The organism is Pseudomonas sp. fls2-241-R2A-110, assembly GCF_030209165.1.
Taxonomy (GTDB): Bacteria; Pseudomonadota; Gammaproteobacteria; order Pseudomonadales; family Pseudomonadaceae; genus Aquipseudomonas.
Window position 1 is genome coordinate 127,919 of the sequence record NZ_JARVSN010000024.1, and the last position, 24,313, is coordinate 152,231.

21 protein-coding genes are annotated in these 24,313 nt (G+C 57.6%); 6 read left to right on the top strand and 15 right to left on the bottom strand.

What is annotated here, in order from left to right:
- Positions 1-58 precede the first annotated feature (58 nt).
- From QRN31_RS20295 to QRN31_RS20305, 3 genes are all read right to left on the bottom strand, one after another.
- The gene (locus QRN31_RS20295; protein ID WP_285434067.1) at positions 59-1,045 is read right to left on the bottom strand and encodes a sugar kinase; all 987 of its coding nucleotides are present in this window, start codon (positions 1,043-1,045) and stop codon (positions 59-61) included.
- Entirely contained in the window at positions 1,038-1,820 is a 783-nt protein-coding gene (locus QRN31_RS20300; RefSeq protein ID WP_285434068.1) for a sugar phosphate isomerase/epimerase family protein, read from the bottom strand. Before QRN31_RS20300 ends, QRN31_RS20295 begins: the two co-directional genes overlap by 8 nt.
- Before the next feature lie 168 nt (positions 1,821-1,988).
- Positions 1,989-3,014: a LacI family DNA-binding transcriptional regulator gene (locus QRN31_RS20305; RefSeq protein WP_285434069.1), complete on the bottom strand. Its 1,026-nt coding sequence runs from the start codon at positions 3,012-3,014 to the stop codon at positions 1,989-1,991.
- A gap of 236 nt (positions 3,015-3,250) precedes the next feature.
- Here QRN31_RS20305 and QRN31_RS20310 point away from each other — a divergent pair, with 236 nt between their 5' ends.
- Positions 3,251-6,346: a hypothetical protein gene (locus QRN31_RS20310; RefSeq protein ID WP_285434070.1), complete on the top strand. Its 3,096-nt coding sequence runs from the start codon at positions 3,251-3,253 to the stop codon at positions 6,344-6,346.
- A gap of 311 nt (positions 6,347-6,657) precedes the next feature.
- Positions 6,658-9,165: an autotransporter outer membrane beta-barrel domain-containing protein gene (locus QRN31_RS20315; RefSeq protein ID WP_285434071.1), complete on the top strand. Its 2,508-nt coding sequence runs from the start codon at positions 6,658-6,660 to the stop codon at positions 9,163-9,165.
- A gap of 52 nt (positions 9,166-9,217) precedes the next feature.
- Here the strand turns inward: QRN31_RS20315 and QRN31_RS20320 are convergent, their stop codons facing one another.
- The 7 genes from QRN31_RS20320 to QRN31_RS20350 form a co-directional block, all read right to left on the bottom strand.
- Positions 9,218-9,679 carry a hypothetical protein gene (locus QRN31_RS20320; RefSeq protein WP_222586497.1) on the bottom strand — a complete coding sequence of 154 codons (462 nt, stop codon included), beginning with the start codon at positions 9,677-9,679 and terminating at the stop codon, positions 9,218-9,220.
- A gap of 144 nt (positions 9,680-9,823) precedes the next feature.
- Positions 9,824-10,438: a LysE family translocator gene (locus tag QRN31_RS20325; RefSeq protein ID WP_285434072.1), complete on the bottom strand. Its 615-nt coding sequence runs from the start codon at positions 10,436-10,438 to the stop codon at positions 9,824-9,826.
- 51 nt (positions 10,439-10,489) lie between these two features.
- On the bottom strand, positions 10,490-11,329 hold the full coding sequence (locus QRN31_RS20330; protein ID WP_285434073.1) for an AraC family transcriptional regulator: 840 nt from the start codon (positions 11,327-11,329) through the stop codon (positions 10,490-10,492).
- Between the two features lie 76 nt (positions 11,330-11,405).
- Complete coding sequence (locus QRN31_RS20335; RefSeq protein ID WP_285434074.1) at positions 11,406-12,047, bottom strand: DUF1345 domain-containing protein; 642 nt, start codon at positions 12,045-12,047, stop codon at positions 11,406-11,408.
- A 108-nt stretch (positions 12,048-12,155) separates the two neighbouring features.
- Complete coding sequence (locus QRN31_RS20340) at positions 12,156-13,049, bottom strand: hypothetical protein (protein WP_285434075.1); 894 nt, start codon at positions 13,047-13,049, stop codon at positions 12,156-12,158.
- 186 nt (positions 13,050-13,235) lie between these two features.
- The gene (locus tag QRN31_RS20345) at positions 13,236-16,331 is read right to left on the bottom strand and encodes a multidrug efflux RND transporter permease subunit (RefSeq protein ID WP_285434076.1); all 3,096 of its coding nucleotides are present in this window, start codon (positions 16,329-16,331) and stop codon (positions 13,236-13,238) included.
- Between the two features lie 14 nt (positions 16,332-16,345).
- On the bottom strand, positions 16,346-17,503 hold the full coding sequence (locus tag QRN31_RS20350; RefSeq protein ID WP_285434077.1) for an efflux RND transporter periplasmic adaptor subunit: 1,158 nt from the start codon (positions 17,501-17,503) through the stop codon (positions 16,346-16,348).
- 269 nt (positions 17,504-17,772) lie between these two features.
- Here QRN31_RS20350 and QRN31_RS20355 point away from each other — a divergent pair, with 269 nt between their 5' ends.
- From QRN31_RS20355 to QRN31_RS20365, 3 genes are all read left to right on the top strand, one after another.
- The gene (locus QRN31_RS20355) at positions 17,773-18,474 is read left to right on the top strand and encodes a response regulator (RefSeq protein ID WP_285434078.1); all 702 of its coding nucleotides are present in this window, start codon (positions 17,773-17,775) and stop codon (positions 18,472-18,474) included.
- 4 nt (positions 18,475-18,478) lie between these two features.
- A complete protein-coding gene (locus tag QRN31_RS20360) occupies positions 18,479-19,780 on the top strand; it encodes an ATP-binding protein (RefSeq protein ID WP_285434079.1) in 1,302 nt (433 codons plus the stop codon).
- 130 nt (positions 19,781-19,910) lie between these two features.
- Positions 19,911-20,153, top strand: coding sequence for a hypothetical protein (locus tag QRN31_RS20365; RefSeq protein WP_285434080.1), 243 nt, complete (start codon positions 19,911-19,913; stop codon positions 20,151-20,153).
- 241 nt (positions 20,154-20,394) lie between these two features.
- On the opposite strand, the gene QRN31_RS20370 is transcribed toward QRN31_RS20365, so the two are convergent.
- The 5 genes from QRN31_RS20370 to QRN31_RS20390 form a co-directional block, all read right to left on the bottom strand.
- A complete protein-coding gene (locus QRN31_RS20370) occupies positions 20,395-20,661 on the bottom strand; it encodes a short-chain dehydrogenase (RefSeq protein ID WP_285434081.1) in 267 nt (88 codons plus the stop codon).
- Complete coding sequence (locus QRN31_RS20375; protein WP_285434082.1) at positions 20,658-20,942, bottom strand: DUF3077 domain-containing protein; 285 nt, start codon at positions 20,940-20,942, stop codon at positions 20,658-20,660. Before QRN31_RS20375 ends, QRN31_RS20370 begins: the two co-directional genes overlap by 4 nt.
- A 359-nt stretch (positions 20,943-21,301) precedes the next feature.
- Positions 21,302-22,069: an anti-sigma factor family protein gene (locus QRN31_RS20380; protein ID WP_285434084.1), complete on the bottom strand. Its 768-nt coding sequence runs from the start codon at positions 22,067-22,069 to the stop codon at positions 21,302-21,304.
- Positions 22,066-22,551: an RNA polymerase sigma factor gene (locus QRN31_RS20385; RefSeq protein WP_261985155.1), complete on the bottom strand. Its 486-nt coding sequence runs from the start codon at positions 22,549-22,551 to the stop codon at positions 22,066-22,068. The genes QRN31_RS20380 and QRN31_RS20385 overlap by 4 nt, the downstream gene beginning before the upstream one ends.
- 65 nt (positions 22,552-22,616) lie before the next feature.
- Positions 22,617-23,147, bottom strand: coding sequence for a tetratricopeptide repeat protein (locus tag QRN31_RS20390; protein WP_285434086.1), 531 nt, complete (start codon positions 23,145-23,147; stop codon positions 22,617-22,619).
- A gap of 193 nt (positions 23,148-23,340) precedes the next feature.
- Between QRN31_RS20390 and QRN31_RS20395 the strand changes: the two genes are divergently transcribed.
- Entirely contained in the window at positions 23,341-24,114 is a 774-nt protein-coding gene (locus QRN31_RS20395; RefSeq protein ID WP_285434088.1) for a class I SAM-dependent methyltransferase, read from the top strand.
- Positions 24,115-24,313 lie beyond the last annotated feature (199 nt).

Sequence of the window (24,313 nt, forward strand, 5' to 3'; positions counted from 1 at the left end):
AAATATCTTCAGTGACTGTGCAGGCCTCATCGCGAGCAAGCTCGCTCCCACATTGGATCTAGGTGAAACAAAAACCCCCGGTGGGAACGGGCTTGCCCGCGATGGCGGCCTCGAATTCGACGGACATTTCCAGCCGGGTCGGCAACCCTTCCATGTCCCCCCGACTCTGAACCGCGCGGCTGCCAATCCAGTTGGCGCGCCCCACGGCATCGGCAACGCTGTGGTTTTCCAGCAAGGCGCTGATCATCCCGACCGCAAAGCCATCGCCAGCGCCGACGGTGTCGACCACGGTTTCTACCGGCACGCCGGCAACAAATCCCTCGTCCAGCTGCGTGCGGTAATACGCGCCATGCGGCCCGAGCTTGATCGCCACCGCTTCAACGCCCAGGTCGAGGTAGAACGCCGCAATGTCGGCCGGGTCGTCGAACCCGGTCAGCAGACGTCCTTCACTCAATCCCGGCAGCACCCAATGGGCGAGGGCGGCGAGGCGGTTTATTTCAGTGATCATCAGTTGTTCGCTGGCCCACAGGCTCGGGCGCAGATTTGGGTCGAAGGACACACTGCGCCCGGCCTGGCGCATGCGCGTCATCAGTTCGAATGACATCTCCCGGGTCGACACGGACAGCGCCGCCGGAATGCCGGTGGCGTGCAAGTGGCGAGCGGTGAGCAACGGCTCGGAGATCGATTGCACCGACAAATGACTGGCCGCCGAACCGCGACGGAAATACTCGACCACGGGATCGCTGCCATCGTCGGCGCGGGATTTGAGCTGAAAACCGGTCGGGTGTGCAGGGTCGATGGCGACGTGACTGCAATCCAGACCTTCTTTTTCCAGGGTGTCGACGACAAACCGGCCCAGCGAGTCAGCGCCAACCCGGCTCAACCACGCCACGTTGAAACCCAGCCGTGACAGGCCAATCGCGACGTTGCTGTCGGCCCCGGCAATGTGCTTGTGGAATTGGCTCACCTCGGCCAGATCACCGTTCTGCTCGGCGACGAACATCGCCATGGTTTCGCCGAATGACAGAATATCGAACTCAGGCATGAGCGCTCTCCAAACGGGATTGACCGAGGTGGGCGAGGGTGGCGACGTGTTCGGTGGTAAGCTGGATCAGATCATCGCCTTGCAGCGGATATTCCGCCGCCCGCATGACGCCTTGGGCCATGTGCCGCAGCAGTTGTTCCCACTCATGCACGTCGCTGGCGGTGGGTGGGATGGCGACCAGTTTGCCGTCGGCGCGGCGCATCACGGCCTTGCAATGCACATAACCGACATGCCGGCCAAGCAACCGGGCGGCGCTGGCGGCGGATTGGTCCTGCCAGTGCCAGTTACCGATGTCGAAAGTCATTTTGATTGGCAGGTTGTGTTGCTCCACTTCGCCGAAAAAGCGCTGGAACGGTTCAATGCGTCCTCCGTGCAAGGTCTGGTCGTTTTCCACCAGCAGTTGCACCGGGCTCTGGGCCAGCACACGATCCAGGGCCAGCAAGTCATTGTTGTCGGTGAAATAGCCCAGCGACACTTTCAGCCATTTGGCGCCGAACGTCTGGGCGCGTTCAAGGGTCGCGCGCAGGTCAGGATTGGGCTTCGACTGACCGGCCAGCCACAGCTCCATCGGCGAGGAGTAGATACTCTCCAGGCCCTGTGATTGTGTGTCCTCGGCCAGTTGCCGTGGGTCTTCATCGGTCAGCAACTCTTCGCGCCACTCAATGCGTGTGGCACCGGCTGCGGCCAATACTTCGATAAAACTGCCTTGGCCGCGTTGGCGGACAAGGTCGGCGCCGTAGCTGGAAAGGCTGATGGAAACGGGTGGTTTATTCATTGTTCTGCACCTCTGAAACCGGTTTCATTTTTATTCAAAAAAAAGGCTGTCTTGAGTTTTGTCCTGTCCTTTAGGGCCTCATCGCGAGCAGGCTCACTCCTACAGGGGATCTGTGGCGTACACAAAACCAATGTGGGAGCGAGCCTGCTCGCGATGAGGCCGGAACATTCACCGCAAATCCCCCAGAGTCGACCCACGCACTATCAACCGAGCCGAAAAATCCAGGGTCCGCACCGGCCCGTCATCCCCGCGTAACCGCTTGAGCAAACATTCAAATGCACTCGCGCCAATCTCCACCGTGGGCTGGGCAAGGGCGGTAATCCCGCTGCCCACCAACGGATACCAATCCAGGTCATCCAGGGCGATCAGCCCCACCTCTTCAAACAGGTTGCACTGCAATTCCCGCAACGCGTGAGTGGTCGCCAATGCTGCAATGCCGTTGGCACAAAACAACGCTTTCGGGCCAACGCCGGGTGTGTTCAAGAAGGTTTTCAGGTGCGAGGTCAGCTCGCTGCCGGTTTCCACCACTGCGCCGGACATCGCCGCGCGTTGCTCGATCTGCGACTTGAAACTGCCGACTCGCTCGATCCGCGAACTGGTGCCGTCAAACGGCTCCGTCACCATCAGCACATCGCGATAACCGCGTTCTTCAAGGTGGGCGAGGGCCATTTCAACAGCGGCCGGATTGTCTAGCCCGACCAGATCGCTCTCAAGCTGCTCGACCTTACGATCCACCAGCACCATCGGCATTTCACGATGCAACTCGCGCAATTCATCGCGGTGATGCCCGAGGGTGTTCACGATCAAGCCTTCGATGTTGTACGAGCGCAGCAGCGCCAGGTGTTGACGCTCCTGCTCGTCATCACGATCGGTGTTGCACACCACCAGGCTGTAGCCGTGCTGACGGCAGGCGGTTTCCACCCCGTGCATCACGGCAATCGAATAAGGGTTACGGATATCGGCCACCAGCATGCCGATCAGGCGGGTTCGACCGCGTTTCAGGCCACGGGCCATCTGGTTGGGGCGATAGCCGAGTGCGGCAATCGCCTGCTCGATGCGCAAGGCCGTGGCGTCGGAAAGCAGGGCGCGGTCATCGCCGATGAAGCGCGAGACGCTGGCTTTCGAGACGCCGGCATGTTCGGCGACGTCGAGCATCGTGACGCGGCTGCGCTGGGCGGCGGAGAAATCGTTCATCTGGCGATCTTCTTATTAGTCATTCAGGTAATTCCATTGTTCGACAATGAAACCGGTTTCAGAGAACAACATTTTCCGCAACGTCGTCAAGTTTTTCTAACCGTCAGCCAGTCTGAGGAGCGTATTTTTACCGACGAACGGTGGAAAAACCTGTCAGATATGACAGTAGGCAGGCAAGAGGCAAGTGGGTCTAATTCCACCAAGGCTGAAGTGGCAGCCTTCAAAGAGATAAAGATATGTCGTCACTTGCCAACAACGAAACGTCCATCGGATTGTTTGCCGTGCCCTTGGAAATCGAGGGTGTAGGTGCCGATCGTGTGCTTCCGCCAGTGACCTCCACAGACGGCGCCAGGTTGTTGATTCCAAAATGGCCCAACCCTTCCGTCATCATTGGCAACAGCGATTTGCTGGAAATCTGGGTGACAGAGCCGGGAGCAAATATAGAAACGTTGTTCTACAGCAACCCGTTTCCGGTTCCCGTCACCATCCCGAACTTCTTTTTGTTACCGGCGCAGTACCTGCAGCGTAACGGCAATATCGATTTGAAGTACCGGGTCACCCAGGGTGACAGCGGCAATGAAGATACTTCATTGCCTCAAACATTCATTGTCAGACGTCCTGTTCCGGTGAATCTTGAAGAGCCGACGTTTCCCAATACCACACTGTGGGGATACCTCAATTGCAGTTCTTCTCCGAAGGTGTGGGAGGCAGTACACATTAAGGCTCCCGTACAGCCGGGGCGTTTTAGTTTGGGTGATGAGTGTGTTCTGGGTTGGGAGGGGTTCGACAGTCTCAACGGGGTTAGGCCTATCCCGGGAACAGCGTTGCAAGTCAGTAAAACATTGACAAAAACAGACGTTGAAGAGGGTCCCCTCTTTGTTCTTGGGAACGATAAGTATGAGCAATATATAAAACCCATTCAATATGGATCGGCACTGGCTCACTACACGCTTTTTAGAAACGGTATTGCGCTGGGGAAGTCGGCAGTTGGCTTGTTGAAGATTGACAGGACTCTTCCAGGGCAACCGCCCTGTGGTCCGGTTCTCGCGAGAGGCTTGGGTTCAATAGTTGTAGATGATGCGTTAGATGATATCGAAAGTGGTAAAGCGTTGGTGCCAGAAGCCTGCAGCCTGTCGTCGCACGATTGTTTATTGGGTATTGACGTTGATTGTTCAATGAATCACTCACCGATGGAGTTTTCAAAAATGAATATGCCCGTTAAGGATGCAATCGGCGTGCTTGCCGTGACTCCCATTATTGTTGGTCAGTTGGCGGATCGCAGGCTGACTTACAAGCAACTAAGAGAAGACAGACTCATAAAAGTTGAGTTGTCAGATGTTGCTGACAAAAGTGATCTGGGTGCAGCCCGGATCGATCTTCATGTTTTTCCGAAAGGAACAGTTATTAACGAGTTCGATCCGACGTTTATTGTGGCAACGAAGTTAAAGGTCGATCAATCAGGAGGCGACTGGACGTTCCCGGTTACATTTGATGTACCTGTCGATACCCTTATCGAAAAATTCCATGCGGCGGGTGACTACACGGCGTACGAATTTGCTTTTGTCATTCATGATGTGCCCGGCAACGTCGATACTTCCAGCCCGTACGCTGAAGCATTGATCGATCTGACCGCCCCTCATCAGCGTCAGCCAGGTGGTCCCAACGGCACCGGGAATCGGCCGACATTGCTGACACTAGGGACGACCGTGCCCGCAATCATTAATGATGCCTGGTTGAATGACCCTGCCAATGCCGGTGGTCTGAACCTTAACGTTCCCAACACCTATCAGAAGTTTGAAGCGGGCAACGACGTCGTCAACTTCTACATTTCGCAGTTGACGACCTTCACGTTGATGCAAGGGGAAACACCCGCGTTCAGTGGGCCACTTCCTGCCGACGGGGTTATCAACATTCCGCTGAGTTTTCTGCAGAACCTGGCAGAAGGGACATACTATTATTCCTACAACCTGACGGACTTGCCAGGGAGTATCAGTAATAACGCAGCTATTACAACCCTGTTACAACGGGTTGTAACACCAGCGCCAATCCTCGATGCGCCACGCATTCCGGTCACCGGCCCCACAGGTGCCATTGCGATTAACTTGACGACGGTTAATCCGCCACCGTCGAAAGTCATCATGGAAACTGATCATCCGATAAATTCAATTGAAAATGACCGGGTAATCCCGTACATGTCTTCCTCTCAGGGAATATTTGAGGTCAACGAACAAACGATCCCTCCGGCCGGTACTCCAGGTCCTCTGAAGTTCTCGCTGGACTACGACTTTTTTTCCCTGGTCTTTGGCGACGCAAACGGCCTGGATGAAGTGGAATTCGAGTACTGGTTTGAACTGGGCCGGCCCACCATTAACCCCAACCCGGTTTCACCCCCGGCGTTCGGTATTATTGACTTTGCATACGCGGGGCCGGAGCAGCCGAACCTGCCGGATCTGGAAAACCCCAATATTGTGCCGGTAGTCGTACAAGGTGCAGGAACGCCCGTTCCAAATCCCAATACGCTCACTCCAGCGCAAGCCGGTATTGCTGCAGAAATGATCTGGCCGATCTGGAGTGACCCTGCCCGGCCTGTGAGCGGGCGAGAAATTGTCACGTTCTTTTACCAAGGCAAACAGGTCGGCAACCCTGTGCCGGTGCGCATCGGCGATACGTCTGTGCGCACCGCATTATCATGGGCCACGATCCTTGCCGAGGGCAATGGTACGGGTGCAAATGCCAGAGAGGCCTATATCACAATCGAGTTCCCTGGCAGTGCCAATAAGATGAAACAACTGATCACGACCAAAGTCGACGTGACGGCAATCGTGATCAACCTGCCTGTGCCTAGAATCGTTGTATCTGCCTTCAGAGGGCCAACTGGCAACTTGATACCTGAGCGCTTCATCACCAGTATCAGTTGCCCGGCCTTTAATCACCCAGTCGTGCCAAACGGCCCGATGCCGCCGTTTCAGCCGCGTAGCCTGCGGATTCGTATCGAGCGCGATGCCAATATCCCGACCGGCGCAATGGTGAATTTGAATTTCGAAGGACGGGTCACCAATGCCGTGGGTGCGGCGCCGATTCCCGGTACGCTGATTACCCGTTCGGCGCCCATGCCAGCGACAGGTCCATTGGAATTCAATCTGACGGAGTACAACCCGCAAATCAGAACGATTCAACTGCCAAGCCCCGACGGCAAAACGCGCCCGGCGGCCCGTTATGCGCGCATCGCTTACACGGTTAACGGTATTACGTCGGAAGTTACCGTTGCAGTCCAAATATTGAACGCCAGCCTTGTGTATTGCGAGCTAGAGCGTCCGGAAGTTTCACCGTAATTAACACGTCAAGCTCTACTGCTTGCTGATGAGGGAGAGCGTTTTCTTCTTCATCAGCAAGGAGTTTTTTACGTTCGGATACGGAAGTTCATACGTATAAAAAAGGATAAGTCCTACTTTAAGGCCGACTTATCCTACATATCGTTCAAGGATTCATCCGTAGTCTGGCGGCCGTTATTAGTCCGGCTTGCGATTTTCCCGAGTCGGTCACTCGTTCCTGAAGGAATGTAATCGAGTAGGACTCAACTATGTCGCCAAAGCCAGTACTCACTTTTTCCAAAACAACACTCAGTGTATGGATGTTGTCCTTCATGCCGGGCCTGCTTAATATTTCTGCGGTTCAGGCCGCCACCATACCGGCAGGCACCACTCAAAACATAGATTCCAGTACACCCCTGGATACGTGGCAAGTGCTGAACAACGCCACACTCATTGGCTCAAGTGCCACAACGCTGGGCATCGCCAGTACGACAGGCGGGCTGATTGATCTGCGCAATTCGACGACCAATTCGACGGGTGCTGGCGGGCTTCAAAACGGCATTGCCCTGACGAATGCGACGGCCACGTTGAATAATTCAACGGTCACCAGCATAAACGGGGTCGGAATATCAGCTGTTCGCAACATTACCAGCGTTGGCGGCTCCAGGGTGAACCTGAGCAATAACAGTGTCGTCAGTGGCCTGCAAGGGGGCATTGCCGGCAATCGTTTCAGCGAGCTGAATGTGCAGAACTCCATCGTCGAGGGCACCGGGGCCAGCAGCTTCGGGATTCGTCTGCTCGAAGGCTCGTTGTCCGCTACAGGCAGTACGGTTACAGGGGGGCTCAATGGTGTGACCGTTGGCACTGATACCTTGGCTTCAGCGCTGATTCATTCGAAGATTTTTCTGAACAACACCCATGTCGAAGGTAAAACCGGCTCGGCCATCGTTGTCGGTATCAATGCGCCGAACTTCCCGACCATTGCCGACATTGAAGTCAGTAACGGCTCCAGCCTCAAAGGTGGCAACGGCATTGTGCTTGATGTGCGAACTGGCGCTTTGGCCAACCTGCTGGTCGACGACAGCCATGTGGTCGGCAATGTGATTGTGGCGGCGGGTGGTTCGGCAAACGTTACCTTGCAAAATAAAGCGGTACTCAACGGTGATATGCAGAATGTCACCAACGCGACCCTCAACAATCAGGCGCAAATGACCGGCAATGTGCTGGGCGCTTCAAGCGTGTCGCTCGACAACGGGTCTTCGCTCACCGGCAATCTGCAAGATACCGCCAATGTCTCGGTCAATCATCAGAGCGTGGTGACAGGTAATGTATTGCGAGCGTCGGCAGTAACGATCAACAACGCGTCCACGTTCACGGGTGACTTGCAGGATGTCTCCACTGCTTCGATCAATAACCAAAGCCAGATGAAGGGTAATGTCACGGCGGCTACGGAGAGTCTGTCCAGTCTCACTCTGGATAATGGGGCGAGCCTGACCGGACAGGTCAACAATGTGAGCAATTTTTCCATCAATAACCAGGCGTTCTGGCAAATGACGCAAAGCCAGTCCGTGAACAATCTCAATCTAAACAATGGAGGGATTGTCCGGCTGGGAGGTGATAAGGAGTACTTTCAGCTCAACGTGGCCAATCTGAGCGGTAACGGTACCTTTGAAATTGGCACTGACTTTCGCACCCACCAGACCAATCTGTTGAACCTCACCGGAAGCGCGACTGGCAGTCATCAATTGCGGGTTTCCAGCAGCGGTTCGGATCCGGTCAATGATTCGCAGATCAAAGTGGTGCAGTCGGTCGGCAGCAGTAGTGCCCAATTCGCTCTGCCCAACGGGAGGTTGGATTCCGGGGCCTTTACCTATCAGCTGGTCAAGGAGGGTGAGGATTGGTATCTGCGTCCCGACAGGGAGGTGGTGAGCACGCCCACCCGCGCGGTCATGGCGATCTTCGGTACCGCGCCGACGGTGATCTACGGTGAAATGGCTTCGCTGACCAACCGCATGGGCGAGTTGCGAAGCAGCAGCAGTCCGACGGGAGGCTGGATTCGCTCGTATGGCAATCGCTACAGCATCAGCAATAACGCTTACGGTAATGGATACAGTCAGCGCCAGGCCGGGTTGTCCATGGGCGTGGATACGCCGGTCCAGATTGCCGGCGAACAGATGTTGTTGGGGGCTTTTATCGGTTACAGCCAGTCGGACCTTGATCTGAGTCGCGGCAGTTCCGGTGAAATCGGCAGTACTTCGCTTGGGGTCTACGGTACTTGGTTGGGCGATAGCGGCTACTACCTGGATACCGTGGCCAAGCTCAACCATTTTCGCAATAAAGCCAAGGTGTCATTGAGCGATGACACCTTGACCAAGGGTAGCTACAACAATCTAGGGGCCAGTGCGTCGGTGGAGTTCGGCAAGCACATCGAGTTCAAGGATGGGTATTACATCGAACCCTTCACTCAGTGGCAGATGGCCTCGGTGCAAGGCCAGGACTTCAGCCTGGATAACGGTTTGAAGGTGGATGCCGATACCACGCGGTCCATGCTTGGCAAGGCGGGTGTAACACTGGGCCGTGGCATGACGTTGGCCAACGGCAGTGTTCTGCAACCGCACATCCGTGCAGCCGTCGTTCGTGAGTTTGTGAAAAGCAATGAAGTGCGGGTCAATCAGAACTCCTTCGAAAATGACCTGCGAGGTAACCGTTTGGAAGTCGGCACTGGCGTGGCCTGGACATTGAATGACCGGTGGCAGTTGCACACTGAACTGGACACCAGCAAGGGTGACAACGTCACCAAGGACTTCGGTATCAATATGGGGGCTCATTACAAGTTCTGATCTTGAATAAAAAAGGGAAGCCGAGGCTTCCCTTTTTTATTATGTGGCAGGGTTAACCTGCTTTTAACACCTGGAAGTCGCCCTTGAGAATAAACGTTTGCTCTTCGGTGTTGGGCATTTCAATATTGACATTGAAGCTGCCCTTGACGTTTCCTTCGCTCGCCGGCGTGATCGAAATGTTGCCGGAGATACCTTCATAAACAGTACCGTCATCGTTTTTTAAACTGAATCCTACATCGTCACGGCCTTTTACTTCGTATTCACCAACATCCAGGCTGTCGGGAAGCAGGATAGTCAGTTCACGAACAGTCGTTTGTGACGCGCGGGTACGTTTATCACTTCGTTCGATAGCGGTAATACAGAGGGCGTCAAGTTTCTTGGCTCCCGTTTTGACCTTGCCGATCAGCCGAGAGGTAGCGTTGAAATCGACAAAGGTTAGTTCGGTATTGGCGAACGCTTTGGCAATCACATAATTACCTGCGGCAAAACCGGTACGTTTGATAACAGCATTCATGGATTGGGTCTCCCGTTACTTTGAGTAAGGTATCCAAAGGCCGTGGCAGGCCCTAATCCTGGATGTGCTATGAGAGCCTGGTTTAGAACACGTTGTAAACTGTCATAGTTGACAGTTTACAACGGGCTTTTTATAGCGACAAAACTAAACGAATGCAGGTAGCCAGGCGGCGGCTATCAGCAATACGCCCATGGTCCTGTTGAAACAGCTTCGCGCGCGGTCTGACCGTAGCAAGTGTGCCGTCCCGCTCCCCAGCGCCGCCCAAGCGCCCAGGCAAGGGAGTGCGATCAAAAAGAACAGCAGTGACAGTTGCTGCACCTTCGCGGCCTTGTCACCACCACCGGCGGTGAACACACTGATCACGGCCAACGCCATCATCCAGCTCTTCGGGTTGATCCACTGAAGGCCCGCCGAGCTCCAGAATCCAAGCCGTGGGCCTGAGGGCAAAGATTGCGAATTTAACTCAACGGACGGTGACCAAAATATTCTCCATCCCAGATAGTTAAGCCAGGCAATGCCCGCCCAGTACACCGTCGCGTGAATCACCGGGTGTGCGTGTAATGTCGAACCCAGACCGCTACCGACCAGCAGCACCATCAACGCAGCGCTTGAACAGGCACCGAACACGATCGGAAGGGCCGCCTTGAAGCCATGTCGGGCGCTGGTGCTCAATACGAGAATATTGGTCGGCCCCGGCGTAATAGAGGCTACGAAAGCGAACAGTAAAAACGGTAACAGGGTCGGGAATGTGGACAGCATGAGGTCAGGCTCCTGAATAAATCGCAGGAGTAGATGTTCACAAGTCGAGAATCAAACGTCTGGAAGATTTGAGCAGCGCTTGCGGTACATCGCTGGCGTCAGGCCATAGGCCCGAACGAACCAACGTCCCAGATGACTTTGATCGGCAAACCCCAACTCCATGGCCACTGCAGCCGGTTGCACGCCGTCGGCCAGCATTCGCCGCGCCTTCGACAACCGTAACTGCACCAAATAGGCGTGTGGCGCCAGGCCATAGGCGGCCTTGAAGGCCCGAGTCAGACGAAATCTGTCGACACCCGCCGCGGTGGCAACCTGATCAAGACCGATATCGAATTGGGCGTTGGCGTGCAGGTAATCCCGAGCTTTCTGCGCCACCAGCGGCAGGCGTGGATCTTCACCGTACCGAGTGCGCCAGTGCAGGTGACTGGTCAGGCGTTCGAGCAAATTGTCGAGGGCGGTCTGGCGCACGATCTTCAGCTCACCGTGATGCAGGGTTTGAAACGCCAGGCTAGTGGCGTGGGCCAGTCGCGGGTCGCTGGCCAGCGTGTGAGCGAAGCTCAATTGACTGTTATCGGGAGCGTTTTCGAAGACCACACTTAGTTCACGCTGCAACCACAGCGGGTCGAGGTACAGCATGCGGTAAGTGAAGCCGTCTTCGGTCGGTGCTTCGCCGTCGTGGATATCGCCCGGTTCCAGCAGAAACACTTTGCCCGGGGTGCTCTGATGTTTCGCCCGACGACAATTGAATTGCTGGACGCCTTGTTCGGTCACGCCCACCAGGTAGCTGTCGTGCCAATGCGGGTCGTAGGCATGGCCCTGGAAATGCGCGCGCAGGGTCTCGATGCCGGTATCGGCGTCCTGGGCCAGTTCGATCCAGTTGTCAGGGGACATGCTGCACCTGTGAGACGGAATACCGGCTTATTTAACGCCGATGCCGAGGTCGATACCTAGAACGTTTGTGCACGCATCAGTTGAACAGTCCGGCTGCGATGTTGATCGAGAAGCCAAGGATCGCCGTGTTGAACAAAAAACCGATCAGCGATTGCGCCAGCACAATCTTGCGCATGCCCCGTGTCGCTACGCCCACATCCGAGGTCTGCACCGCCACGCCGATGGTGAAGGAGAAATACAGAAAGTCCCAATAATTGGGGGTTTCCAGCCCTTCAGCGAAACGCAGCGCCAGGTCTTTGCCGTCCCAGGTGTAGAACAGGCGAGCGTAGTGCACGCTGAAAATCACCCCGATCAACAACCATGAACCGATCACCGTCATCGCGGTGAAGCCGTAATGCAGAAGTTTGCGGGTGGTTTCCAGGTCTTTGCTGCCGGCGAGTTCAAAGGTGATGGTCGCGAGGCTGGCAATGGCGGCGATGCACACCACGAACAACACCAGACCGGCGTTTTCATCTTCAATCTCGGCAATGCGCTTCACGTCCGGAGCCTTGGCGCGCGTGGCGAGCCAGAACATCAGGATCAGGTAGGTCCAGACCCCGGCATTCCAGCCAATGAGGATTTTGCTGATGATCGAATCGGCTGGAACCAGAATGCCTGCCGCGACGCCAAGGAGGGCGGCGGCGGACAGGCGAGGGTGGGTGCGGGCAAGGAAGGGCATGGAGACTCACGGTCAGGGGCGATGCAGCACCATAGCCTTGCTGTGAGTGGTGCAGCAAGTACGGCGCGTTTGAGACACATCAAACGCGTTGTCACAAGTACAAGCCGACTATCTTTTATCTTCCACGTTGAACTCTATGCAATCTGACTTCATTTGTCTTTCGGCGTTAAAAACACCTACGAAATTTAAAATCCGACCTTTAAGTACGCCTATTGACGAACCCTGCAATGGCGTCTTCTCAAGTACAAGTGTTCCCCCCGTCCCCTCATACAATGGGCCGTTTGGATCAATCTCAGCGTAAATTGCATAAATTTTGTCCTTGTACTCGTCGAGGTCATAAGTGCCCGGTACAAGATCGTCCGCGATGGTCACGGAAACAGTGTCTCGGTGCCGATGGGGCGTTGCATCGGTATAGACCCTGGACCAACCCTGCCATTGAGGGTAACGGATGCCAAAACCATTATCGGGCTTCCACAAGAGATTGAATTCATTAGCGTTGTATTCTGAATAAGTACTCCCCTCGAGGGTGGCAGTGACGTACTGGTCGCTATCGATTGTTGCCGGTTTGAAAAAGTGTTCTTCAATCTCTGCATATTTGGCCGACCCCTGACTCACCTCAACGATCTGTTTTCCTGACTTGGCGACGAATTCGAAATCAAATGCGACTGTCCGGTTGGCCAAGTCGATATTGACGTTTGTCAACTTGCCTGACGTTGCAATGAAAGGTCTGATCAGTGCCCCAGAGTGTTCGGTCAACGATGCCCGTGCGGCCGTTATGTCACTACTGTCATCGTTGATGATGAAAGTGTTGTTGCCGTTGTCAGGAATTTGAACAGATAGTTGAATCGCATTTTCTTGATCAGCACGATGAGCCGAGTCTGCATTCCAAAATTTGGCCATCGGGCCCTTGTAGAATTGGCAAAACCCATTGCTTTTATATTGAGTATATTGAGGGAGGCCTGTCACTACAGCGGTGACAGTGCAGGTGGCTGTATTGTTCATGTGCGCTCCTGAATCCTAATGGTTTAGTCAGTCTCAATCACTAACGCCTCTAGGTTATGGTTCAGCAAACGCTTCGACTACTGTCAAATATGACAGGTTATTGAGATGGGTTCGTTATAGCGATCATGCATATGCGTTATAGGTGCTCTCGGGCGACTGTTATCGCCATCGCCCGAGAGGTTTGACTTACCCTTTTGCTTTACCCTTCACGCATCTCATCACCACCACAAAAAACACCGGCACAAACACCACCGCCAGTGTCGCCGTGATCATCCCGCCAATCACCCCGGTGCCGATCGCTTGCTGGCTCGCCGAACTGGCTCCGGTGGCAATCGCCAACGGCACCACGCCGAGGATGAAAGCCAGTGAGGTCATCACAATCGGTCGCAAGCGCAAGCGGGCGGCTTGCAAGGTCGCGTCGACCAGATCATGGCCCTCGTCATAAAGGCTCTTGGCAAATTCGATGATCAGGATCGCGTTTTTCGCCGACAGACCGATGATGGTGATCAACCCGACCTTGAAGAACACGTCGTTGGGCATTCCGCGAAAGGTCACGGCCAGTACGGCACCGAGCACACCCAGCGGCACCACCAGCAACACCGATGTCGGGATCGACCAGCTCTCGTACAGCGCCGCCAGACACAGAAACACGATCAGCAGCGACAGCCCGAGCAGAATCGGCGCCTGACTGCCAGACAAGCGTTCCTGCAACGACAGCCCGGTCCATTCCTGACCCAATCCTGCCGGGCCTTGCGCCACCAGCCGTTCGATTTCCGCCATGGCTTCGCCGGTGCTGTGGCCGGGTGCCGGTTCGCCGGAAATGGCGATAGCCGGGTAGCCGTTGTAGCGGGTCAATTGTGCTGGGCCTTGAATCCATTTCGCCTGAACGAAGGCCGACAGCGGCACCATTTTTCCGGCGTCGTTACGCAGGTGGATGTTCAACACATCGGCGACCTGGCTGCGCTGATCGCCTTCAGCCTGCACCACCACCCGTTGCATCCGTCCCTGATTGGGGAAGTCGTTGATGTAGGCTGAACCGACCGCCGTTGACAGCACGTTGCCAACATCGGCAAAAGACACGCCCAGCGCGTTGGCCTGTTTGCGGTCGACTTCCAGCTGCACTTGCGGTGCTTCGGCCAAGGCGCTTTCGCGCACGTTCATCAGGATCGGGCTTTTCTCGGCAGCGGCAAGTAATGCGGTACGGGCCTGCATCAACTTGGCATGGCCGAGGCCGCCGCGATCCTGCAAGCGGAACTCAAAACCGCTGGAGGTTCCGAGGCCGTCTACCGGCGGTGGCAACACCGAGAACGCCACAGCGTCCTTGATCTGACTCAGCACGATGTTGGCACGGTCGGCAATCGAACTTGCCGAGTCGTCGCTGCCCCGATCCGACCAATCCTTGAGCGTGGTAAACGCCAGCGCGGCGTTCTGCCCGCTGCCGGAAAAACTGAAACCAAGAATCACCGTGCTATCGCCAACACCGGGTTCGGTGGCGTTGTGCGCTTCGATTTGCTCAACCACCTGCACCGTGCGGTTTTTGCTCGCGCCTGGCGGTAGTTGAATGTCGGTGATGGTGTAGCCCTGATCCTCAACCGGCAGGAACGAGGAGGGCAGACGGCTGAAACACAGCCCCAGACCGATCAGCAGCACGCCGTAGATCAGCAGGTAACGGCCCGTGCGTTTCAGCGCGTAGGCGACCCAGCCTTGATAGCGTTCGGTCAAGCGCTCGAAGCCACGGTTGAACCAACCAAAGAATCCGCTCTTTTCATGATGCTCGCCCTTGGCAATCGGCTTGAGCAGGGTTGCGCACAACGCCGGGGTCAATGTCAGCGCCAGGAACGCCGAGAACAGAATCGAGGTGGCCATCGACAGCGAGAACTGCTGGTAAATCACCCCCACCGAACCCTGCATGAACGCCATCGGAATGAACACCGCCACCAGCACCAGGGTAATACCGATGATCGCGCCGGTGATCTGCTTCATCGCCTTGCGCGTAGCCTCCTTGGGCGACAGGCCTTCGGTGGCCATGATGCGCTCGACGTTCTCCACCACCACGATGGCATCGTCCACCAGAATGCCGATGGCCAGCACCATGCCGAACATGGTCAGCACGTTGATCGAGAAACCCAGCGCGAGCATGGTCGCGAAGGTGCCCATCAACGCCACGGGCACCACCAGCGTCGGGATCAGCGTGTAGCGGATGTTCTGCAGGAACAGGAACATCACCGCAAACACCAGCAGCATCGCTTCGCCGAGGGTGTAGATCACTTTGGTGATCGAGACTTTGACGAAGGGCGAGGTGTCGTACGGAATCTTGTATTCGACGCCCGCCGGGAAGTAGCGCGCCAGGTCGTCCATCTTCGCCCGTACCAATGTGGCGGTACTCAGGGCATTGGCGCCGGGTGACAGCTGCACGCTGACGGCGGTCGAGGGTTTGCCGTTCAAGCGCGTGCCGAATTGATATTCCTGGCTGCCGATCTCGACCCGCGCCACGTCCTTGATGCGCACGGTGGAACCGTCGGCGTTGGCCTTGAGGACAATGTCGGCGAACTCTTCAGGCGTCGACAATTGGCCTTTGACCAGTATGGTCGCAGTGATTTCCTGTGTCGTGCGGGTTGGCAAATCGCCAATGCTGCCGGCCGACACCTGGGCGTTCTGCGCCACGATGGCAGCGTTGACGTCGGCCGGAGTCAGGTTGAAACCGATCAGCTTCTGGGGGTCGATCCAGATCCGCATCGCCCGTTCGGCACCGTACAGCTGGGCTTTGCCGACGCCGTCCAGGCGCTTGATCTCGTTCATCACGTTGCGCGCCAGGTAATCGCTGAGCGCCACGTCGTCAAGCTTGCCATCACTGGAGGTCAGGGTGATCAGCAGCAGGAAACCGGCGGAGACTTTCTCCACCTTCAAGCCTTGTTGGTTGACCGCTTGCGGAAGGCGCGACTCCACCACTTTCAGACGGTTTTGCACGTCGACCTGGGCCATTTCCGGGTTGGTGCCGGGCTGGAAAGTGGCTTTGATGGTGGCGCTGCCGAGGCTGCTCTGGGATTCGAAATACAACAGGTGATCGGCGCCGTTGAGTTCTTCCTCGATCAGGCTGACCACGCTTTCATCGATGGTCTGCGCCGAAGCGCCGGGGTACACGGCATAGATTTCGACCTGCGGCGGCGCGACGTTGGGGTATTGCGCCACCGGCAGCTGTGGAATGGCCAAGGCGCCGGCCAGCAGGATGAACAGGGCAACCACCCAGGCAAACACCGGGCGATCGATAAAGAACTGCGGCATAAAAAGCGTCCTGCTTACTGACCAGAAACCTGGGCAAGTGGAAGAGGGGTGTTGTCGATCTGGACTTTCTCACCGGGCTTGGCATGTTGCAGGCCTTCGGTGACGATGCGGTCGCCTGACTTGAGGCCGCCGGTGACGATCCAGCGATCGTTCTGCACGGCGCCCAACTCCACCGGTTGCTGGCCGACACGCTGCTCGGCGTCGATCAACAACACGTGGGCAATCCCGGCGCTGTCACGCTGGATGGCCCGCTGCGGCACGCTGATGCCTTGCTGGTTCACCGCTTGTTCCAGGCGCACACGCACGAAGCTGCCGGGTAGCAAGTCGAGGTCCGGGTTGGGAAATTCGCTGCGCAGAATGATCTGGCCGGTGCCCGGGTCGACGGTGATGTCGGTAAACAGCAACTTGCCCGGCAGCGGGTAGAGGCTGCCGTCGTCCTGGATCAACGTGGCTTTGGCCTGGCCCTGGCCCACTTCCTTCAACTGGCCGGAACGGAACGCGCGGCGCAGATCGTTGAGTTCGCGGGTCGATTGGGTCAGGTCGGCATGGATCGGGTTCAACTGCTGAATCAGCGCCAGCGGCGTGGTTTCGTTCTGCCCCACCAATGCACCTTCGGTCACCAGCGCACGGCCGATGCGCCCGGAAATCGGTGCAGTGACGGTGGCATAACCAAGGTTGAGTCTGGCGCGGACCACGGCGGCCTTGTTGGCGGCGACGTCTGCGGCGGTTTGCCGGACGCTGGCCCGGGCGTTGTCGTAATCCTGGCCGCTGATGGCGTTGCCTTCGATCAACTGGGCGTAGCGCTGTTCCTGCAGCCTGGCCTGGAAGGCGTTGGCCTCGGCCTTGCGCAAGGACGCTTCGGCGCTGTCCAGGTCGGCCTTGAACGGCGCCGGGTCGATGCGGAACAGCACGTCGCCTTGTTTCACGTCGCTGCCTTCGCGAAAAGCGCGTTGCAACACCACGCCGGCGACCCGGGCGCGGACTTCGGCAATCCGTGGCGCGGCAATCCGCCCGCTCAACTCGCTGGTGATCGACAGGGGCCGGGCTTCGACCGTTTCGACCCGCACCGTGGCCAGTGGCGCTTGTTCTTCGGCGTTCGAGGACTTGTCACACGCGCTCAGCGTTAGCGCCAGAGCCATCAGGCTGAGCCTGGCAAGCAGGTTGTTTGACATGTAAATACCCCAATAATGACTGCACGCATCCTACGGCGAGGCGGCGAGGGTAGCGGTGAAGCTTTGTTGGTGCTGTGTGAAATTGTGTAAGGGTTTTACTCACGGGCGGGTGAGGGCGTATATCCTTGGCCGCTTGACACTTTTTGCGACGGTTAAACCGCTATCGCGAGCAAGCTCGCTCCCACAGGGGAACGCATTTCAACTGTGGGAGTGAGCTTGCTCGCGATGGCGGTCTATCAGTTGCCACTGCACTTTCTGGAAACACCCCCATGCCCAACATCCTCCTGGTCGAAGACGACACCGCGCTCTCCGAGCTGATTGCCAGCTACCTGGAACGCAACGGCTATCGCGTCAGCGTGATCAGCCGTGGCGACCATGTTCGCGAACGGGCGCGGGTCGATCCGCCGGATCTGGTGATTCTCGACCTGATGCTGCCGGGGCTCGATGGTCTGCAAGTCTGCCGCTTGCTGCGGGCGGACTCGGCCACGCTGCCGATTTTGATGCTGACCGCCCGCGACGACAGCCACGATCAAGTGCTGGGCCTGGAAATGGGCGCCGATGACTACGTCACCAAACCGTGTGAACCCCGGGTCTTGCTCGCCCGCGTGCGTACCCTGTTGCGCCGCAGCAGCCTCAGCGAACCGCAGACCGCCAACGATCGCATCCTCATGGGCAACCTGTGCATCGACTTGTCCGAGCGCACCGTGACCTGGCGCGACCAGCTCGTCGAACTGTCCAGCGGTGAGTACAACCTGTTGGTGGTGTTGGCCCGACACGCTGGCGAAGTGCTGAGCCGCGATCAGATCCTGCAACGCCTGCGCGGCATTGAATTCAATGGCACCGACCGTTCGGTGGACGTGGCGATTTCCAAGTTGCGGCGCAAGTTCGACGACCACGCAGGCGAGGCACGCAAGATCAAGACCGTGTGGGGCAAGGGTTACCTGTTCAGCCGTTCCGAGTGGGAATGCTGAGACGATGTTCAGGATTCTGTTTCGCCTGTACCTGGTGACCATCGTCTCGTTCAGCGCGGCGATTTACCTGGTGCCAGACCTGGTGATCAAGGTCTTTCATGAGCGCTTTATCACCTACAACCTCGATTATTCGCGCGGGCTGCAAACCCTCATCGTCAAGCAGTTCCATGCCGTGCCCGAAGCGCAATGGCCGACGCTGGCGGGCGAGATGGACAAGGACTTTGCGCCGCTGCACATCGTCCTGAGCCGCCCCGACGACGCCGATTTCACCCTCTATGAGCGCGAGCGTTTGGAGCGTGGCGAGAATGTCGTGCGCATCGGCGACTGGGGCTGGCGCACCTTGGCGGTGGCGCCGCTGAACCAGCAGACGGTGGTGCAAATGGTCGTGCCACCGGACCCGATGGACGTCAGCCTGTTGTACTGGAGCATCAACGTCCTGATCGGTGCGACCATGCTCGCCTGCCTGTTGCTGTGGCTACGCCCGCACTGGCGCGATCTGGAGCGCCTCAAGGGCACCGCCGAGCGCTTCGGCAAAGGCCACCTTGGCGAGCGCACACAGATTTCTCCCCATTCCAACATCGGCAGCCTGGCCAACGTCTTCGACACCATGGCCGGCGATATCGAAAACCTGCTCAACCAGCAACGCGACTTGCTCAACGCTGTGTCCCACGAACTGCGCACACCGCTGACGCGTCTGGATTTCGGCCTGGCCCTGGCGCTGTCCGACGACTTGCCGGCCGCCAGTCTCGAACGCCTGCAAGGCCTGGTCGCGCACATTCGTGAGCTGGACGAGTTGGTGCTGGAGTTGCTGTCCTACAGCCGCCTGCAAAACCCGGCGAGACTGCCCGAGCGGGTTGAAGTGTCGCTGGATGAATTCATCGACAGCATTCTGGGCAGCGTCGATGAAGAGCTGGAATCTCCGGAAATCGTCATCGACGTGTTGCTGCATGGCCAACTTGAACGCTTCGTGCTGGACCCGCGATTGACGGCGCGCGCCATTCAGAACCTGCTGCGCAATGCCATGCGCTACTGCGAAAAGCGCATTCAGATTGGCGTCAAGGTTTGCCCAAAAGGTTGTGAGATTTGGGTGGACGACGATGGCATCGGCATCCCGGATGAGGAGCGCGAGCGGGTTTTCGAGCCGTTCTATCGGCTGGACCGTAGCCGGGATCGGGCAACGGGTGGGTTCGGATTGGGACTGGCGATCAGTCGGCGGGCGCTGGAAGCGCAGGGCGGCACGCTGACTGTCGAACCATCGCCATTGGGCGGCGCGCGGTTTCGGTTGTGGTTGCCCGCTCAGGCCTGACGCGCTCCAGCGCTGTACCTGTCAGATCTGACAGTAGATATTTTCATCATGTAGCGTTTTCATGGCTTCAGCGACGAATGCATTTGCCGAGCAATCGGTCGATGCAACCACTCAACGCAAGGAGCGCAACATGACAAAGATCACTGCGAAAAAAGTTACAGGTACTGTAAATGCCGTCGGCAATACACCCAATGGCAACTACCTGGTCACTGTCACCCCTAAGAGTGGAAGCGGGGACGTGCTCTTTGAGGTTCGTCTGGACCCAATCGCGCTCGCGCTGAACTTGCAAGATGTGTATCAGGTTGGCGACAAGGTGAAGTACTTGCCAAGTAAGGACCTTAAAGGGGGAACGGGCCTTGAAAAGGCTACTTGAGTGAATGCGTTTACCGATTGGCTGTCGCGTTTTTCTCGCATATGTACATTAGACTCCAAGTGAGCAAAAGCAGATGCGATAAAGAACCTAATGCGTTACGCCGACTGCAGAACGCTTGCCTTTGTAAATAAGACGGGGCGGATTGATTAACCACTCAATCCACCCCCGACGCCCAACCCTGTGGCGAGGGAGATTGCATCCTCGCCACAGGTGGATTCTGGCCAAAACGCCAGTTTATCCGTCAGCCTTGCGCCCGAATCTGCCGCCCCAACACATCCATCACATCACAACCATCGCGCAGCAACATCGCCGCCGCGTGGGCGATCTGCTGCACGTCTGCGCCACTGGCGCGGGTGATGTCGAGGTTGGCCAGGCTTTCCATCATCTGTGTGACCGCCAGAAACCGGGTGGCCGCGTTGCTGTGCAAGACATCCAGAGGCGCCTGAGTTGCGATTAGAAAGACCGGGATGTCGCAATCGTTGTTGGTCATCGCCATGTGCGGGTTCATGCCTCACCTCCCGCTTGTGCGGCGTGCAGGCCATCGATTGAGGCTTGCACCAGTGAGCGTGCGGTGCCGAGCATCTGCTGGCTTGCCCAGCGCAATGAGGCTTTGTGTTCGGGGCGGGTGGCGGTGGGGGCCTGGTGGGCGAGGGCTTCTGCGCAGCTGAGGTAGACAGCGGCGTGTTCGAGGGCATCGAGTAACGGGATGTCGGGTTGCACGGCGAAGAGGTGGTGATCGACGTGATCGCAGCGGGCGAAGGGGGTGGATTTTGTGGTTGCGTTGGTCATCGGTGTAGCTCCTTAGTCCATCAAGAGCTGCCACCAAGGCGCCGTCAAACGAATGGGTGGCAACTGTGCGCAGGTTGACGGACCGGTCTAAGGCACCCGGCGCACTCGAAAGTGCCCCGCGCACAGTCACCATTAAACTTTATGTCGAGCACACAAGTGCACGAGCAAAGTTGGAGGACAATGCACACCTTAAAACCACCGAGCCGTCAAACCCGATCACGAATGAGTCGTGACGGACGCGAGGATAGGGAGTGAGGTAAAGGCAGTCAACAGGCTGAACGCCTGAAACAGACGGTTCGCTTGTAGGTTTGTTCCGAACCTGAGCAGCGCCTTAGGCTGCTACAACATTCGTAGCAACCTTAAGCACTAAGCCGACTCCTCAACACCTTCGCCATGTCCTCCAGTTCCGTCGCCGGGTTGTGCCCGATCAGCATCCAGGCGTGTTCCATGTCGGCCCAATACACCACATTCATGCCGTGGCGGCGTTCATGGGCGAAGTGTCGGCTGCCGCTGTTGGAACGGGTTGCGCACAATGCAATCGGGCCATGTGCCGGGTCGAGGTAGGTAATCTGCGCGATGGGCACGCCTTCGTATTCAAGGATTTGCGCGCGCTTGAATTCGGACCGGGGCAGGGCCACTTGTGCCGGCGACAGGTTCAGGCCCAGCCGGGCGTCGATGGTGCGCAATTGCGCGCGCTCGGTGGCTTCATCGCTGGGCAAATGGTCCAGGGTCTGCGGCACGTAGAGCGCCATATAGTCGGCCACCAGCCCGCGCCAGTTGCTCTTTTGCTGGCTCAGTTGCCAGCCGAGGAACAAGCGATCGGCCAATACGCCGCTGACCACCAGACCGGCGGCAGCTGCGAGGAACCAGCGGCGACTGACGGCCGGGCGTTCAGGCGATGGCAAGGTGTCGAGCATCGATTGCAGACGATCGACAGGCGCCTGTTGTGCCAGTTCGTCATAGGCCTGGCGAAACGGCAAGCTGCTGCGTGCCAGCCATTGCAGGCGCAGATTGAGCACGGAGTCTTCGGCGATGGCGGCGTCGATACGCGTGCGCTGTTCGACGTCGAGTTGGTTGTCCAGGTAGGCGACCAACTGCTCATCCGAAGGTGTCGCGCGATCGTTCATCGACGTTCTCCAGTTGAAGGGTTCGGTACCGCGTGCAGTGGCGGGTATTCGGCCAGTTTCACGCGGGCGGCAGCGAGTCGGCTCATGACCGTGCCGATGGGCAATTGCAGCACTTCGGCGACTTCGCGATAGGACAAGCCTTCGACGTAAGCCAGGTACACCGTTTCGCGTTGCGCCTCGGGCAGGGCATCGACGCGGCGGATCACCTGGGCGGCGAGGACATGGGTCTGTGCCACCGACTCACCGTCAAACGACAACTGGCTGTCGGCATCCACCAGACCCTGGCCCTGGCGCACCCGCCTAGAGCGCACTTCGTTGAGCCAGATCGAATGCAAAATGCTCAGCAGCCAGCGGTCCATGCGCGTACCCGGGACAAATTGCCCGGCACGCTCAAGTGCCCGAACACAAGTGGCTTGCACCAAGTCTTCGGCGACATGCCGTTGCCGGGACAGCAGCAGGCCGTAACGCCATAAACGCGTCAAATGCTGGCCTAGCTCTGCCCGTATTGCCTGATCGCTGGCGATGGCGACCTCCGTTTGTCTCTATGTCAGGTTTTCGATGAATCGTTGATGGCTTCGGCCAGGTCCTGGTACTCCTCGCAGGTGCTGCCGCAGATCGATTTGATCCGCTGCAACTGCTCCTGAGCCAGGTCCAGTCGACCTTTGATCACATAGGCCTCGCCGAGGTATTCGCGCACTTGCGCATACTGCGGGTCGAGTTTGACCGATTGCAGGTAGTAACCAATGCCTTCGTCGGTACGCCCCAGTTTACGCGTGGCGTAGCCTCGGTAGTTAAGGGCTTTTGCAGTGTTGGGCTCCTTGAGGGTGTCGAGCAGGGCCAGGGCTTCCTCGTAGCGCCCGTCCTTGGCCAGGCGGAAGGCATAGTCGGTGCGGTCGGCGTCCGGCACCAGGTTGTTGGTTTGCCTCAGGCATTTCTGTTGCTTGCTGTCCCAGACCTGGCCTTTGGGGCAATTGGGCTTGGCCGGTTCTTCTACATCGCCATGCGCCCAGGCCAACGAACCGGACAAGACGGCGGTGAGCAGCAGCGGGGTGGTTAAAACAGCAAAACGCAAGGTCATGAAGGGTGCTCCGGAAGTAGTTTCGTTTCAGTTGAGCCGCGCCCGCCAGCGTCCGGCGGCAATTCTCATGGGCGTCATGAAGAGAACACCTGAGAGTGAACAATTATTCATTTCTGTGTGTCGATCTTTACAAGGAAAGCTCAAATCCAGGCGCTATGCTCGACAGCATTCGTTGTCCATCGGGAGAACTGCCATGAAAGACCAGGTCCATCATGCTGCGGCCGCGGGCTATAAGACGGCCGCCGACACCTATGTTCGCGGCCGCCCGGACTATCCGCCGCAGGTGGCTGACTGGCTGACGGTCACCCTTGAATTGAACGCCCACAAAACCGTGATCGACCTCGGTGCCGGGACCGGCAAATTCACGGGGCGGCTGGTGGCGACCGGGGCACAGGTGATTGCCGTGGAACCGGTGGCGCAGATGCTGGAAAAACTGTCGCTGGCCTTCCCGGATGTGTTGGCGGTCAGCGGCACGGCGACGGATCTACCGCTGCCCGATGCCTCGGTGGACGTGGTGGTCTGCGCCCAGGCCTTTCACTGGTTTGCCAGCCCCGAGGCGCTGACTGAAATCGCCCGGGTGCTGAAACCGGGCGGCAAACTGGGGCTGGTGTGGAACCTGCGCGATACCCGCGTGAGCTGGATGCCGAAACTGGATGCGATCGTCAACGCGCTGGAAGGCGATACGCCGCGCTTTCACACCGGTGCCTGGCGCCAGGCCTTTCCGCACCCGGCGTTCGGGCCATTGCAGGCGCAGCATTTCAAACATGCGCACACGGGGACGCCAGAGGACGTGATTTTCAACCGGGTGCGCTCCATCAGTTATATCGCGGCGCTGCCGCAGGAGCAGCGAGCGAAGGTTGACGAGCAGTTGCGCGCATTGGTTGCCGGGGAGTCGGCGTTGCGTGGGAAAGATGTGGTGACGGTGCCTTATGAAACCTTGGCGTTTGTGGCGGTGAAGGGCAGGTAGATGGGTGGTGCGGCCAATCGCGAGCAGGCTCGCTCCCACAGGGATCTTCAGGGTTGCAGAGATCCCTGTGGGAGCGGGCTTGCCCGCGAAGAGGCCAGTCCAGACACTACAGAACCCTGAGTAGTCCCGCTTTTGGCCGAACCACTGCCTTACTCCCCCAGGCATTGCCTTGTTATAGTCCGGGCCTCATTTTTTGCCC